At 69.1% G+C, this 12063-nt stretch carries 15 protein-coding genes; 8 read left to right on the top strand and 7 right to left on the bottom strand.

The window, feature by feature from the left end; all coding sequences use genetic code 11:
* Positions 1–3: 3 nt before the first annotated feature.
* On the bottom strand, positions 4–354 hold the full coding sequence (locus tag AB0B64_RS13215) for a hypothetical protein (protein WP_358177068.1): 351 nt from the start codon (positions 352–354) through the stop codon (positions 4–6).
* A 73-nt stretch (positions 355–427) separates the two neighbouring features.
* Entirely contained in the window at positions 428–832 is a 405-nt protein-coding gene (locus tag AB0B64_RS13210; RefSeq protein WP_358177065.1) for a hypothetical protein, read from the bottom strand.
* 208 nt (positions 833–1040) lie between these two features.
* Here AB0B64_RS13210 and AB0B64_RS13205 point away from each other — a divergent pair, with 208 nt between their 5' ends.
* Both AB0B64_RS13205 and AB0B64_RS13200 read left to right on the top strand, forming a co-directional pair.
* Entirely contained in the window at positions 1041–2291 is a 1251-nt protein-coding gene (locus AB0B64_RS13205; RefSeq protein WP_358177062.1) for a sensor histidine kinase, read from the top strand.
* Positions 2276–2923: a response regulator transcription factor gene (locus AB0B64_RS13200; RefSeq protein ID WP_358177059.1), complete on the top strand. Its 648-nt coding sequence runs from the start codon at positions 2276–2278 to the stop codon at positions 2921–2923. Before AB0B64_RS13205 ends, AB0B64_RS13200 begins: the two co-directional genes overlap by 16 nt.
* A gap of 7 nt (positions 2924–2930) precedes the next feature.
* Here AB0B64_RS13200 and AB0B64_RS13195 read toward each other — a convergent pair whose 3' ends face one another.
* The gene (locus AB0B64_RS13195; protein WP_357941705.1) at positions 2931–3491 is read right to left on the bottom strand and encodes a helix-turn-helix domain-containing protein; all 561 of its coding nucleotides are present in this window, start codon (positions 3489–3491) and stop codon (positions 2931–2933) included.
* A 142-nt stretch (positions 3492–3633) separates the two neighbouring features.
* On the opposite strand from AB0B64_RS13195, the gene AB0B64_RS13190 reads away from it, so the two are divergent.
* Entirely contained in the window at positions 3634–4398 is a 765-nt protein-coding gene (locus tag AB0B64_RS13190; RefSeq protein WP_357941703.1) for an SDR family oxidoreductase, read from the top strand.
* 97 nt (positions 4399–4495) lie between these two features.
* Here the strand turns inward: AB0B64_RS13190 and AB0B64_RS13185 are convergent, their stop codons facing one another.
* Complete coding sequence (locus AB0B64_RS13185) at positions 4496–5167, bottom strand: hypothetical protein (protein ID WP_358177056.1); 672 nt, start codon at positions 5165–5167, stop codon at positions 4496–4498.
* A 92-nt stretch (positions 5168–5259) separates the two neighbouring features.
* On the opposite strand from AB0B64_RS13185, the gene AB0B64_RS13180 reads away from it, so the two are divergent.
* The 3 genes from AB0B64_RS13180 to AB0B64_RS13170 all read left to right on the top strand — a co-directional run bounded on the left by AB0B64_RS13180 (position 5260) and on the right by AB0B64_RS13170 (position 6649).
* Positions 5260–5886, top strand: a complete 627-nt coding sequence (locus AB0B64_RS13180; protein ID WP_358177053.1) for a TetR/AcrR family transcriptional regulator C-terminal domain-containing protein — start codon at positions 5260–5262, stop codon at positions 5884–5886.
* Between the two features lie 101 nt (positions 5887–5987).
* The gene (locus tag AB0B64_RS13175) at positions 5988–6200 is read left to right on the top strand and encodes a hypothetical protein (RefSeq protein WP_358177050.1); all 213 of its coding nucleotides are present in this window, start codon (positions 5988–5990) and stop codon (positions 6198–6200) included.
* Positions 6201–6379: 179 nt separating this feature from the next.
* Positions 6380–6649: a hypothetical protein gene (locus tag AB0B64_RS13170; protein WP_358177047.1), complete on the top strand. Its 270-nt coding sequence runs from the start codon at positions 6380–6382 to the stop codon at positions 6647–6649.
* Positions 6650–6697: 48 nt separating this feature from the next.
* Here AB0B64_RS13170 and AB0B64_RS13165 read toward each other — a convergent pair whose 3' ends face one another.
* A complete protein-coding gene (locus AB0B64_RS13165; RefSeq protein ID WP_357941693.1) occupies positions 6698–7156 on the bottom strand; it encodes a carboxymuconolactone decarboxylase family protein in 459 nt (152 codons plus the stop codon).
* A 231-nt stretch (positions 7157–7387) separates the two neighbouring features.
* Between AB0B64_RS13165 and AB0B64_RS13160 the strand changes: the two genes are divergently transcribed.
* Together AB0B64_RS13160 and AB0B64_RS13155 are read left to right on the top strand one after the other, a co-directional pair.
* Positions 7388–9667, top strand: coding sequence for a helix-turn-helix domain-containing protein (locus AB0B64_RS13160; protein WP_358177044.1), 2280 nt, complete (start codon positions 7388–7390; stop codon positions 9665–9667).
* Positions 9668–9787: 120 nt separating this feature from the next.
* Positions 9788–10273, top strand: coding sequence for a DUF1801 domain-containing protein (locus AB0B64_RS13155; RefSeq protein WP_358177041.1), 486 nt, complete (start codon positions 9788–9790; stop codon positions 10271–10273).
* A 54-nt stretch (positions 10274–10327) separates the two neighbouring features.
* Here the strand turns inward: AB0B64_RS13155 and AB0B64_RS13150 are convergent, their stop codons facing one another.
* Together AB0B64_RS13150 and AB0B64_RS13145 are read right to left on the bottom strand one after the other, a co-directional pair.
* Positions 10328–11185 carry a 2OG-Fe(II) oxygenase family protein gene (locus AB0B64_RS13150; RefSeq protein WP_357941688.1) on the bottom strand — a complete coding sequence of 286 codons (858 nt, stop codon included), beginning with the start codon at positions 11183–11185 and terminating at the stop codon, positions 10328–10330.
* A 185-nt stretch (positions 11186–11370) separates the two neighbouring features.
* On the bottom strand, positions 11371–12048 hold the full coding sequence (locus tag AB0B64_RS13145) for a LuxR C-terminal-related transcriptional regulator (protein ID WP_357941686.1): 678 nt from the start codon (positions 12046–12048) through the stop codon (positions 11371–11373).
* Between the last annotated feature and the right edge of the window lie 15 nt (positions 12049–12063).

The following is a 12063-nucleotide window of genomic DNA, read 5'->3' as shown; positions in this document are numbered from 1 at the left end:
TACTCAATACGTGCAGGCCGGTGCGATGCCAGGCTGGATGATGACGCTTGCCGACCGGCGAAATTCGGCAGGCACGCTCCCGCGGCCGACGCACAGCACTTTCGGGGTGCCCGATAGGTTGACCAGCACGGCCTGACAGCCGGGCAGCGGCTCGTTGACGAATGCGTCGATCTCGTACTGCCGCACCGGATACTGCCGCGGATTCTGGCAAGCGGAGTACGCGATGGTGGCGGCACCTGTGCCGCTGATCAAGGTCAGCCGCCCGGTGGCCGCGTTCGCCGCACCCGCGGTGCCTGCCACTGCCACGCAGGCCAATGCCGACGCGGCGAGAAACGCCTTCACTGTCGATTTCATGGAGCCAGTGTCAATCGCGGTTGGCCGCCGATCCAGGGCATTGACCGGACATCGGCAATGCCCGGCCAGTCGATCATCTGGGGAAGGCGGCGCGCAGTCGGGACCCGTTGACGATGAAGGCGACCGCGGCGATGGCAAGGGCGCAGGTGGCCTGCAGCATGGCGAACCAAGCCGTGGTGACACCGGGGATCAGGTCGACGCCGATGATCGCGACCGGCATGACGATCGAGATGATGCGTACGCGGAGAAAGGCCCCTCGTGCTCCTCGTGCGGCGAGGACGGTCAGCCAGTAGGTCACCGCCGCGCTCGCGAGCACTCCGGCTGATCGCCCCCACATGAACGAGGTCACCGTGTGCCCGGTGATCGCGAGGATGGCGACCGTGATGAGAACCGCGGCGCTGAGGGCTCCGTAGACCGCGACGAGGATCTTCGCCTTGCCGAAGGCCCGCTGGATGCCTGGATGGTTGGTGGTTTCCATGTCTCTTCTTCTCTCGTGTCGACTGGAGCGGTGTCGACGTTAGGGAGCGCATGAGTGGCGCGGTATCGGCCTGGACGTACAGGTAGGTAGGGCTAGACCCACTCCACAGCCGATCTGGTGGGGACCAGGGGCGGGTGCGGTGCACAGTGGAGACACCAAGCCGTACTGGCCGGATCGGCGCAGGGTCATGAAGTGCGAAGGAAGAGTCATGCGACAGTGGGTGGCGAGCGCCTGCGTGGGGTTCGTGCGAGCGTGCGTCGTGGTGGTCGTCGCCACGCTGGTGCCGGCCGTGTGGGCCGCTGCCGTGGCGCTGTGGTTCTGGTGGTGGGGCGGAAACCCGTGGTCGGGGATAGCGCCGTTCATATGGGCGTGCATCGGCACGCTCGCCCTGTCCCGCCCGGTGTGCCGAATGGTCCGCTCCCTCGTCGCGAGGTGGACGGGCACCGACATTCCCGCCGGATATCGGCAGGCCGGGCCGGTGACGCAGATGGCGACCGGGCACTGGTGGAACGGCTACTCCTACGAGCGCACCAGCCGGGACGCCCGCATGGATCTGCAGTGGCGAACCCGGTGGCGCGATCCCGCCGTCTGGCGTGACCTGCGGTTCACGGCGATCGTACCGATCACCGCGGGCGTGATCTGCGCGATCCCACCGGCCGGAGTCGTGGCGGCGGTCCTCGGGTTGTCCCAGCCGGCGCTCTCCGCGCGCCTGGTCGGGGCGCTCGGCCTGGCCGTGGCGATCGGCGGCGCCCCGTACGCCTGGCGGTCCGTCGAGCCGGTGGCCGTCCGCTTCCTGCGCGCCTCCCCCGCGACGGCCCTGGCGGACCGGGTGGACGAGCTGACGGCCCAGCGCGCGGACATCACGATCGCCCAGGCCGCCGAGATCCGCCGGATCGAGCGGGACCTGCACGACGGAGCGCAGGCCCGCCTGGTCGCGCTCGGGCTCTCCTTGGCGACCGCGGAGAAGCTGATGGAAACCAACCCCGACCAGGCCAAGGCGCTGATGCGGGAAGCACGGGTCGGCGCCGCCACGTCACTGACCGAGCTCCGCGAGCTGGTCAAGGGAATCAACCCGCCGATACTGAACGAGCGCGGACTGGTCGATGCCGTACGCGCTCTCGCCCTGGACAGCCCGCTCGAAGCGACGGTCAGCACCGACCTTCAGCTACGCCTGGACCCGCCGATCGAGTCCGCCGTGTACTTCGGAGTCGCCGAACTGCTGACCAACGCCGTCAAACACGCCCATGCGACCCGGGCGCGCATCTCGATCGCCAGGAATGACACCGGCATCGTCGTTGACGTCGAAGACAACGGCCGAGGCGGGGCCGGCATGTCAGCCGACGGTGGACTCGCGGGGCTCCGCCGCCGCCTCGCGGCCTTCGACGGCACTCTGCGGATCACCAGCCCGGTGGGCGGTCCGACCTGTGTGAGGATGGTGGTGCCATGCGAATCGTTGTAGCCGAAGACCTCTACCTCCTACGCGATGGGATGGTCCGCCTCATCGAGGCGTACGGACACCAGGTCGTGGCGACGGCGACCACCGGGCCCGAGACGCTCGACGCGCTGCTGAAGTGGCGGCCTGATGTGTCCATCGTCGACGTCCGCATGCCGCCGACGCAGTCGGACGAGGGCCTGCGGGCGGCGCTCGCCGCCCGTCGCGAACTGCCCGGACTGCCGATCCTGATCCTCTCTCAGCACGTCGAACAGCTGTACGCTCGCGAGCTCCTGGCCGACGGCGCCGGTGGCATCGGCTATCTCCTCAAAGACAGCGTGTTCGACGCCGACCAGTTCATCGACGCTCTGCACCGAGTCGCCGGTGGCGGGACCGCGATGGACCCGGCCGTCATCTCCAAGCTGCTGTCCAGCGGGTCCTCGACCCGGCGGCTCGGCGGACTCACCGAACGCGAACACTCCGTGCTCAGCCTCATGGCCGAAGGGCTGTCCAATCAGGCCATCGGCCAGCGGCTCTTCCTCAGTGAGAGCGCCATCAGCAAGTACACGACCTCCATGTTCGGCAAGCTCGGCATCGCCGATGACGACGGCAGCAACCGCCGCGTCCTCGCCGTCCTCACTTACCTCAACGAGCCCTGATTCGGCCTCACCTGGTGAAGAGGGCGCGGTGCAGCATGCCCCGCACCCGCCTGATGCGCCCCTCGCGGCGGACCAGGTCATCGCTGGCCACGACGCTCTCGCCCATCGAAATGGCCAGCATCAGGTCCTCGATGTCGATGACCGGGTGGACGATCCCGGCCGTACGACCTCGCTCAAGCAGCGGCTCGAAAGAGGCGGCGATGCGACTGTAGAGGTCGGTGAACCACTGCATGTCCACTCCGGCGAGAACCTGCGCGAGGCCGCGATTCTCCACCTGCATGTCCAGCACGAAGTCGAGCAGCTTCACCACACCGTCAGGCACCTCACGCAGCTCCGCCGCATAGCGCTCGATCTGGGCGGCGTTGTCCTCGAAGACCGTGGCCACGAGCTCTTCACGAGTCGCGAAATTTCGGTAGATGGTGGTGCGACTGACCCCGGCTACCCGCGCGACCTCTTCCAGCGCCACGTCATGACCATGCTCGGCGAACACCTGCCGGGCCGCCGACAGCAATCGGTCTCGGTTGCGGGCAGCGTCACGCCGCATCGTCGGTGGGCCGTCTTCACGCACGATCCAACCCTAGCGGGCATAAACGTACACAGGTGTACGGTTAGCTGATGTGTGGTCCCGCACCTGTGGGATCACGGCGACTTACATCACGTACACGGACGCCAGGGCGTCGCATGGATCGGAGCACAACACAATGCGCGGTTTGCGGGAGAAGACGTTCATCGTGGCCGGCGGGGCGACCGGCATCGGCGCTGGTACCGCGGTCAGGCTCGCCGAGGAGGGCGCCAACGTCGTCGTCGGCGACATCAACCTGCCCGGGGCGGAGTCCACCGCCGCCAAGATCACCGAGGCGGGCGGCTCGGCGATCGCGGTGCACTTCGACCTCGCCGACGAGCCGTCCATCAACGCGATGGTGGCCAGGACGATGGAAGCGTTCGGCGCGGTGCACGGCCTGTTCAATGTCGGCGCTGATCTCTCGCCGGGCAATCTCGGGCGTGACAAGTCGCTGCTCGACACCGATCTCGACGTATGGGAGCGCACCATGGACGTCAACGTGGTCGGCTACGTACGGACCGTCCGCGCCGTTCTGCCCCACCTGCTCGCGAACGGCGGTGGCAGCATCGTCAACACGTCCTCGGGCACCGCCGTGAGCGGCGGCGACCGCAAGCGCCCCGCCTACGCGGCCTCGAAGTCGGCCATCAACGCGCTCACGCGGCACATCGCCGGGAACTGGGGCTCCGCGGGCGTGCGCTGCAACGGGGTGATGCCCGGCCTCGTCATGGGCGAGACGCAGAAGGAACAGAACGACGTCCAGCTGCAGAAGATGTTCCTGGAGATGGTCCCCACGACCCGCCTGGGCCGCCCGAGCGACCTGGCCGCGACCGTGGCCTTCCTGCTGTCGGACGACGCCGAGTGGATCAACGGCCAGGTGTGGGCCGTGGATGGCGGCGCCAACATGCGCGCCTGAACCGCCGTATTTCGCGCCCGACCCACCCCCTGCGGAGCTGAAGGGCGCGCCCGAACCACCGCCCGTGGAGTTGCGGCCAAGCGGTGGAGCCCAAGTCCTAACCCACCTGAGCGGGACGTCGCATCAGACGGCGGCCCGCCCAGATGAGGACCGCGAGCGCGAAGCCGTACACGGCGACCAGGCCGTGGCCGTTGTCCTGCAGGAACCACATGAGCAGCCCGAGCGCCGGGACGCCGGCCGCCAGGACCCGCTGCTTCACGGCCCTGGTGCGGGTCAGCAGGGCCAGGGCCAGGGAGACGCCGAGGAAGTAGGTGGCGCCCGAGCTGCCGGCGAAGTTACGGGGATCGGTGCTGGGACCGCCCATGCCGAGCAGGGCGTCGATGCGTTCCGGGAGGAGGACGCCGGCCAGGAAGAGGATGGCGCTCGTCCACGTGCCCCAGAGCCACTGGGCGAGCGCCGCCACGATGGCGAGGGTGGCGATGTTCCAGACGGCGCCGCCGACGCCGCCGTTCTGCAGGAAGACCGACGTGAACACCCGCCACCAGCCGCTCTTGGCGGGGTCGTGATCCAGCGCGGCCATGGCTCCCGGCCAGGACGACTGCAGCACGACTCCCGCCACGGCCAGCGTCGTCAGCACCACGGCGACCCACGGGACGGGACGCCCGCGCACCATGTCACGCACCGGCCCGCCCCCGAGCGCGCCGAGCCCGCAGTTGATCATCATCACCATCAACGCGGCCGTGGTCGCGAAGAACAGCAGCCCGTCCAAGGTGACCCACCTTTTCTAACAGTGTTTGAAACCGTACGGCTCACGCTAGCACACGATTCAAACACCGTTTGAAAACGGGATACGGTAGGCCCATGAAGCTCACGAAGGAGCGGATCGTCGAGGCCGCGATCGACGCGTTCGCCGAGGTCGGCTACCACGGCCTGTCCATGCGCCAGGTGGCCGAACGGCTCGGCGCGCACGCGGGCAGCCTGTACTACCACGTGCGCAACAAGAAGGACCTGCTGGCGTTGGTGGCCGACCGCGTCTGCGGGCAGGCCTACGACGCGGGCACCGCCGCCCTGACCGCGCTCCCGCCCGGCGCCACCTGGCAGGACGAGATCCAGGCCCAGGCCGGCGCGCTGCGCCACGTCATCCTGCGCCACCCCAGCGGCGCGATCCTGCTGGCCGACAGCCCCAAGATGCTCAGCCCCGGCGCCCTGTCCCTCATGGAACGCCTCCTGTCCACCCTGGAGGGGGCGGGCGTACCCGCCGGGCCCCGCATCGTCGCCGCCGACACCCTCCTCAGCCACGTCACGGGGTTCGTCCTGCAGGAGCAGGGCACTCCTCCGGTACGGGACCTCACCCCGGACGCCTACGCCGCCCTGCTCGAACGCTTCCCGCGCGTCTTCCAGGAGGCGCCCGGGATGAGCCAGGACGAGAAGTTCCTGCGGAGCGTCCGCCTTCTGTGCACGGCCTTCGAGACCCTCGTCGAGAAGTGACCCGGCGAAGGCTCGACGCCGACGAAGTTCTGTTCGATCTCCGCCAAGGGGTAGAGATCGAGGATAATTACGCGATTCACCCCTTCGGCAATGAGGCAGACATGGGCTGGGACGAGGAACTGAGCGAGGCGTTCGGACTCCTGCTGGGCAGGAGGCTCGACGACTACGACACGGCGGCGACGTACGCGGTCTACTACGGTGGCGACGTCCTCAACGAGATGGCGCCGCCCGCTGACTGCTCGACGGTCCGTTCTCCGGCGCTTTCGCGGACGATGTCCGCGCCGCCGCCGCCCTGGACGGCGTCGACCTGCTGATCCGTGGCGCGGACCTGTCCCCCCTCCTGAACCGCCACGGCATCGACCTGACCGCCGAGGACCTCGGCGACTTCCACTACTCGATCACCGCGACCCTGCGCCTGGCCACCGACGGCACCCTCCTGGACGCCCTGCGCGCCGCCACCTTCACCCACCGAGGCCCTGCCCACCTCATCCCCATGGGCGGCGACGACGGGTACGTGGAAGAGGCCGAACCCCAATGGGAAAAGGCCCTTCGCCCCATCCAGAACCAGGCCCTCCGCGACCACCTCCGCTTCCACCGTGTGGGCGACGCGGACGCCGTCTCCGCGGGCGCCCAGTACCTCGCCACCACGGAATGGCCCCCCGGCAGCGGCGCCGTCGAAGACCTGGGCGCCACCCTCATCGCCGGCTGGAGCTTCGGCGAATATCAGCACGGAGCCGCGGTCGTCCGCCTCCCTAGCTCCTGAAATGACCGGTGGGAGCCCGCCCAAGGGCTCCCCCCTCACGCGACGCGCTTACCACTTGCCGCCCGCCTGCTGGCGGGTCGGCGCGTTGAGGCGGTTGAAGGCGTTGGTGATGGCGATGTTGAGTACGAGTGCGGCGAGTTCCTTCTGGTCGAAGTGCTTGGCTGCCATGTCCCACACCTCGTTGGGCACCGGATCGGGCCGGTCGGCGAGCCGGGTGATGGCCTCGGTCAGGGCCAGCGCGGCGCGTTCCTCCTCGCTGAACCAGGGCGTCTCACGCCAGGCGACGACGGCGTGGGCCTGTTCGTCGGTGGCGCCGTGGTGGCGGAGCTGCTGGGCGCCACCGGCCACGCAGGGGCTGCAGCCGTTGATCTGGCTGGCTCGCAGGTGGCACAGCGCCAGCAGCTTCCCGTCCACTCCGGCGCCCACGATGGCCTTGTTGACGGCCATCAGCGCCTGCATCGCCTCGGGGATCAGGGTCGCCGGGTTCGGCATGCGTTCGGTGGGCATCGCTTTCTCCTTCGTGGTCATGTTCTGAGCGAGTGTTCTGAGCGAGTGTTCTGACGGGTGTCGGCCCATGTGGTGACGGGTGTCCGTCGTGTTCCGACGGGAGTCATCTGACCACCGGCGGGTCCGGAACCGCCCCGTCCGTGGGACAGCGTGGGACACCCGGAATGCGGCCCAGCTGCGGAAACGACCCTCTGTTCCGTGGTCGCGGGCTGGGACGGGTACCGTGTGCGGGTGTCGAGCGCACCCGAACACCTGACCGCCCAGCTCACCCAGATCAAGGAGTTGAGCGGGCTCAGCGTGCGCGCCCTCGCCCGCCAGGCGGGCCTCAGCAGCTCCTCCCTGTCCCGGTACATGACCGGCCGGCTGGTGCCGCCGTGGGAAGCCGTCGTGGCACTGTGCCGGGTCGTCGCCCGCGATCCCCGTCCGCTGCGCACGATGTGGGTCGAGGCGTCCAAGGCCGGCGCGGCGCCCAGCCCGCGCCGGAACGACCTTCCGGCCGACCTCGCCGACTTCACCGGACGCGAGAGGGAGGCGGCGCTGGTCGAGGAGCTGCTGCGTACCACGGGCGCGGTCGCGATCGACGGCATGGCGGGTGTCGGGAAGACCAGCCTCTCCGTGCACGTGGCGCACCGGCTCGCGCCGTCCTTTCCTGACGGTGGGCTCTATCTCGACCTGCGCGGCTTCACTCCGGGCCAGGAACCGTTGGAGCCGTCGGCCGCGCTCGGCCGGCTGCTGGGCGCCCTGGGTGTCGCGCATCCCCCGGCCGACACGGTCGAACGCGCGGCGCTCTGGCGGTCGGAGCTGTCCCGGCGTCGGGCGCTCGTCCTGCTCGACAACGCGGTCGACGCGGAGCACGTACGTCCGCTCCTTCCTGGTGCGGGCAAGTCCGCGGTGCTGGTCACCAGCCGCAACCGGCTGGTGAGTCTGGACGGGGTGCCGCCGGTCTCCCTGGAGGCGCTCCCCCCGGCGGACGCGGCGTCGCTGTTCGGCCGGGCGGCCGGGGTGGAGCTGACTGAGGAGGAGGCGGTCGCCCAGGTGCTGCGGCAGTGCGGCGGCCTGCCGTTGGCGCTGCGGATGGCGGGCGCGCGGCTACGGCACCGGCCGGGTTGGACGGTGGCGGTGCTGGCCGAGCGGCTGCGGGACAGCGCCAGTCGCTTCGACTCGGTGTTCGGCATGTCGCTGCAGCAGCTCGACGCGGGACAGCGCCGGGTGTTCCGGTTGCTGGGCGTGCTGCCCGGCGCCGACTTCGACGCGGCGGTGGCGGGCGCGCTCGCCGACATGACGCCGGACCGCGTCAACGCGGTGCTGGAAGAGCTGGTGGACGCGCATCTGGTCCAGGAGCCCTCGCCCGGACGGTATCGGCTGCACGACCTGATCCGGCGGTACGCGGCGGACCTCGCCGCCGATGAGGAGCCGCAGGCGGATGCCGCCGTACACCGTGTTCTGAGCCACTATCTGGCGCGGGCGACCGCCTACGATCGGACACTGCCCCTGCCCCACCGCAAGGAGGCCGTCCCGGGCGATCCGGCGAAGGCCATGGTCTGGTTCGACACCGAGTACGCCAACCTGATCGCCTGTTTCGACGCCGCTGTTCGGCTCGGCGCGGACGAGGTGGTGGCTGAGCTGCCGCCGGCCATGCGCGTCTGGTTCTTCCGGCATCGCGGAACCGACGACCAGATACGTCTGCTCGAGGCGGCCGCGGCCGCCGCCGAACGTCTCGGGCGCGACCAGCAGCGTGCCTCACTGCTCCTGGATCTCGGGTTCGCCCGCGCCGCCGCCGGACGTCTCACCGAGGCGCTCGCCGCGTACGAACTGGCCGAACAGTCCGGTGTGGCCGATGACGAGCTGGCCGGCGCGCTGGCGCTGCGTACCGGCTTCGTCCGCCGGGATCTCGGCGACTTCGAGGCGGCACAGGCGAAGTTCCGGCTGGCGCGCCTGTTGTTCGAGAAGACCGGGCATCGCTCCGGACGTTCCCAGGCGCTGGCCTTCGACGGATGGGTGACCCTCCACCTCGGACGGCACGGCGAAGCCGCCGAACTCGCCCGCGCGTCACTGGCTCTGGCCGATGGCCCCGCCCGGATGACCGGGCTGGTCACGCTCGGTGTCGCCCTGGCGCCGGACGACCCGGCGGAGTCGCTGCGAGCGCTGCATGAGGCGTTGGAGCTCGCCGAGGCTCAGCACAACAAGGCGTGGTGCCACAACTATCTCGGTGTCGCGCTGCGCGTCATGGGTTCGCTCGACGAGGCGCTCGAGCACCATCGACAGGCCTTCGAGCTGCTGGAACCGCTGGCCGAGGCCCAGCTGGAGATCGACTTCCTGCCCGCGTACGCCGAGACGTACCGCCTGGCGGGCCGCCAAGACGAGGCGCTGGCGTTGCACGAGCGCACGATCGAGCTGGCGCGCAAGCTCGGGCGGCCGCACAACGAGAAGCTCGCGCGTGCGGCGTACCAAGCCACCGTGGGTGCCGTCCCAGCCCGCGAGCATGGAACGGAGCCTCGTTTCCGCAGCTAGGCCGCGTTCCCGATGTCCCATGGTGTCCCACGGACGGTGCGGGCCTTGACGCGTCGGTGGTCAGATAACTCCTGTCGGAACGCACCGACGAACTGCCACCCAGACGGAAGGACGCCCGCCATGAGCGCCGCCAAGCAGCCCGCCAAGACCACCAAGACCGCCACTGAGGCCGACAAGAAGTACGACGGGTTCACCGACGAGGAGCGGAGCGCGATGAAGGAGCGCTCCAAGGAGCTGAAGGCCACCGCCCGGCGCGGCTCGCGCTCGGCCAAGGCCGACGGGGAGAGCGAGGTGCTCGCCAAGCTCGCCGAGATGTCGGAGCAGGACCGCGCCACCGGCGAGCGGCTGCACGCCATCATCAAGGCCAACGCGCCGGAGCTGTCGCCGAAGCTGTGGTACGGGATGCCGGCCTACGCCAGGGACGGCAAGATCGTCTGCTTCTTCCAGCCCGCGCAGAAGTTCAAGACGCGGTACGCCACGCTCGGCTTCAACGACCAGGCGTACCTCGACGACGGCACCATGTGGCCGACCGCCTTCGCCCTGACGACGTTGACCGCCGAGGACGAGGCGCGGATCGGCGAGTTCGTGAAGCGGGCGGCGGGCTGAGGGACGCTCCGGCAGCGACCAAAAGGCCCTGCCCGCCGCCCGGGTCTCGGGTGACTACTTTCCCAAGCCCTGGAATCTGTTCTCGATGAAGTCGCCCCATGTCGCGTTCAGCGTCATGAGCTCGCCGTCCACCATCTTCCACTGCCGGGCCTTGTGCGGCGGGTAGGCGAAGAGCACGGACGACAGGCGCCGGTAGCCCGCGGGCATGGGCCGCGTGTGCACCCGATGCGTGGACGGCCGGAAACGTCCGTCGGAGGCGCTGGTCAGCATGCGGCCGATGTTGCACAGGACCACGTCGGTCTTGGCGATCACCGGCTCGACCCAGGTGCCGTCGTGCAGGACGTACTGGAGGCCCTGGTCGGAGGGGGGAAGCTGGAGGCCGAGCATCTGGATCCCCGAGTGCTCGTGCGCCAGCACGCGGCGGTCGCCGACGTCCCGGTAGTTGATCACCCGCAGGTTCGTCGCGTCACGCGACAGCTCCAGCTCCGGGGTGCCGTCCGGCAGCATGCCACGTACGACCTCGCCGAAGCGGGAGATCAGCCGGAACGCGATGTCGAACACCTCGGTGGCGGCGGTGCCGAAGGCCGGGAAGGCGCGAATGAGGTCTCCGGCTCCGGGCGGCTGGTCGGAGATCATGGCGCCGCTGACGTGAATGAATTCCTTGGGATCCGGTACGCCGTTGGCCAGCCGGGGGATCTCCGAATTGTACGGGAAGAACCCGTGGGTGCCGCCGACGCCTAACTGCGGCACGGCGGTGTGCGTGTAATCGGAAAGACTCGGCTCGGTCGACGCGCAGGCCGCGGCGAATTCGTTCATCATGGTCTCGACGCGGGCGCCGATACCGGGCACCTCGGCGGCCATGAATCCCCATCCGGTCAGCTGTGACCTGATGGCTTCCGTGGCGGACGTCATGTCCGCCTCGATTTCCGCCGACCGTACCATGGGAACGCGACCACTGAGTTCCAGGGGAGGGATTTCCATTGTCACTCCATTTCTCGATGACCTTTTCCTGTTTGCGGTTCATACCTTTCATTGGGGGGCGGCCAAGAAAGACATATTTTTGGGGCGCGAACAAAGCGGATCAATTCCGGTGATGCTTACATGGCCTTCGGCGGCGCGGAATCCAGCCCCAGCCGCTGGGCGACCAGCGCCACCTCCGTCCGGTTGGAGCAGTTGAACTTCACCAGCAGGTTCGAGACATGCCGTTTGACGCCGTGGACGGATATCCCCATGGCCCGGCCGATCTGGTGGTTGCTCATCCCCCGCAGCAGCAGGGCCAGCACGAAACGCTCCCGCTGGGTCAACTTCCCGTTCAGGTGCGTGTCGGGGCGATGCACCGTAGTGGGCACGTCGCCGCGGATCAGCCGGTCGAAGGTGCGGGCCAGGCTCGCGACATTGATCTCGTCCCAAAGGAGGCAGCCGGCCACGCCGTGCCGCCAGGCCAGGCGCGAGACGATCTCTCCTTGCTCCCGCACGAGGGCCAATATCCTCGGGCGGTTTCGCCGGGGACCGCCGTCCAGTACCTCCGGCAACATGGTGAGCGGTATCACCGCCACGTCGAAATCCTCGCCGGCGAGCCGCGATCTGGCCTCCGCCGCGCTCCGCCCGACCGCGGCCTTGGCGACGTTCGGCACCTTCATGAGCAGCAGCGGCAGCCCGTAATAGGAGACCTCGTCCATGGCGAGGCAGAAGACCGACAGCTTGGAGCACCCTGCCCGGTGGCCGGACAGGGAGGCTGGGAACGGCCTGGTGACCTCCAATGTTCGCGTACTCATCGCATGATCCTTTCT

The sequence above is a fragment of the Nonomuraea sp. NPDC049129 genome (assembly GCF_040648495.1).
Taxonomy (GTDB): Bacteria; Actinomycetota; Actinomycetes; order Streptosporangiales; family Streptosporangiaceae; genus Nonomuraea.
The sequence above is the reverse complement of the archived record's forward strand: the minus strand, read 5'-3'. Positions and strand labels throughout refer to the sequence as shown.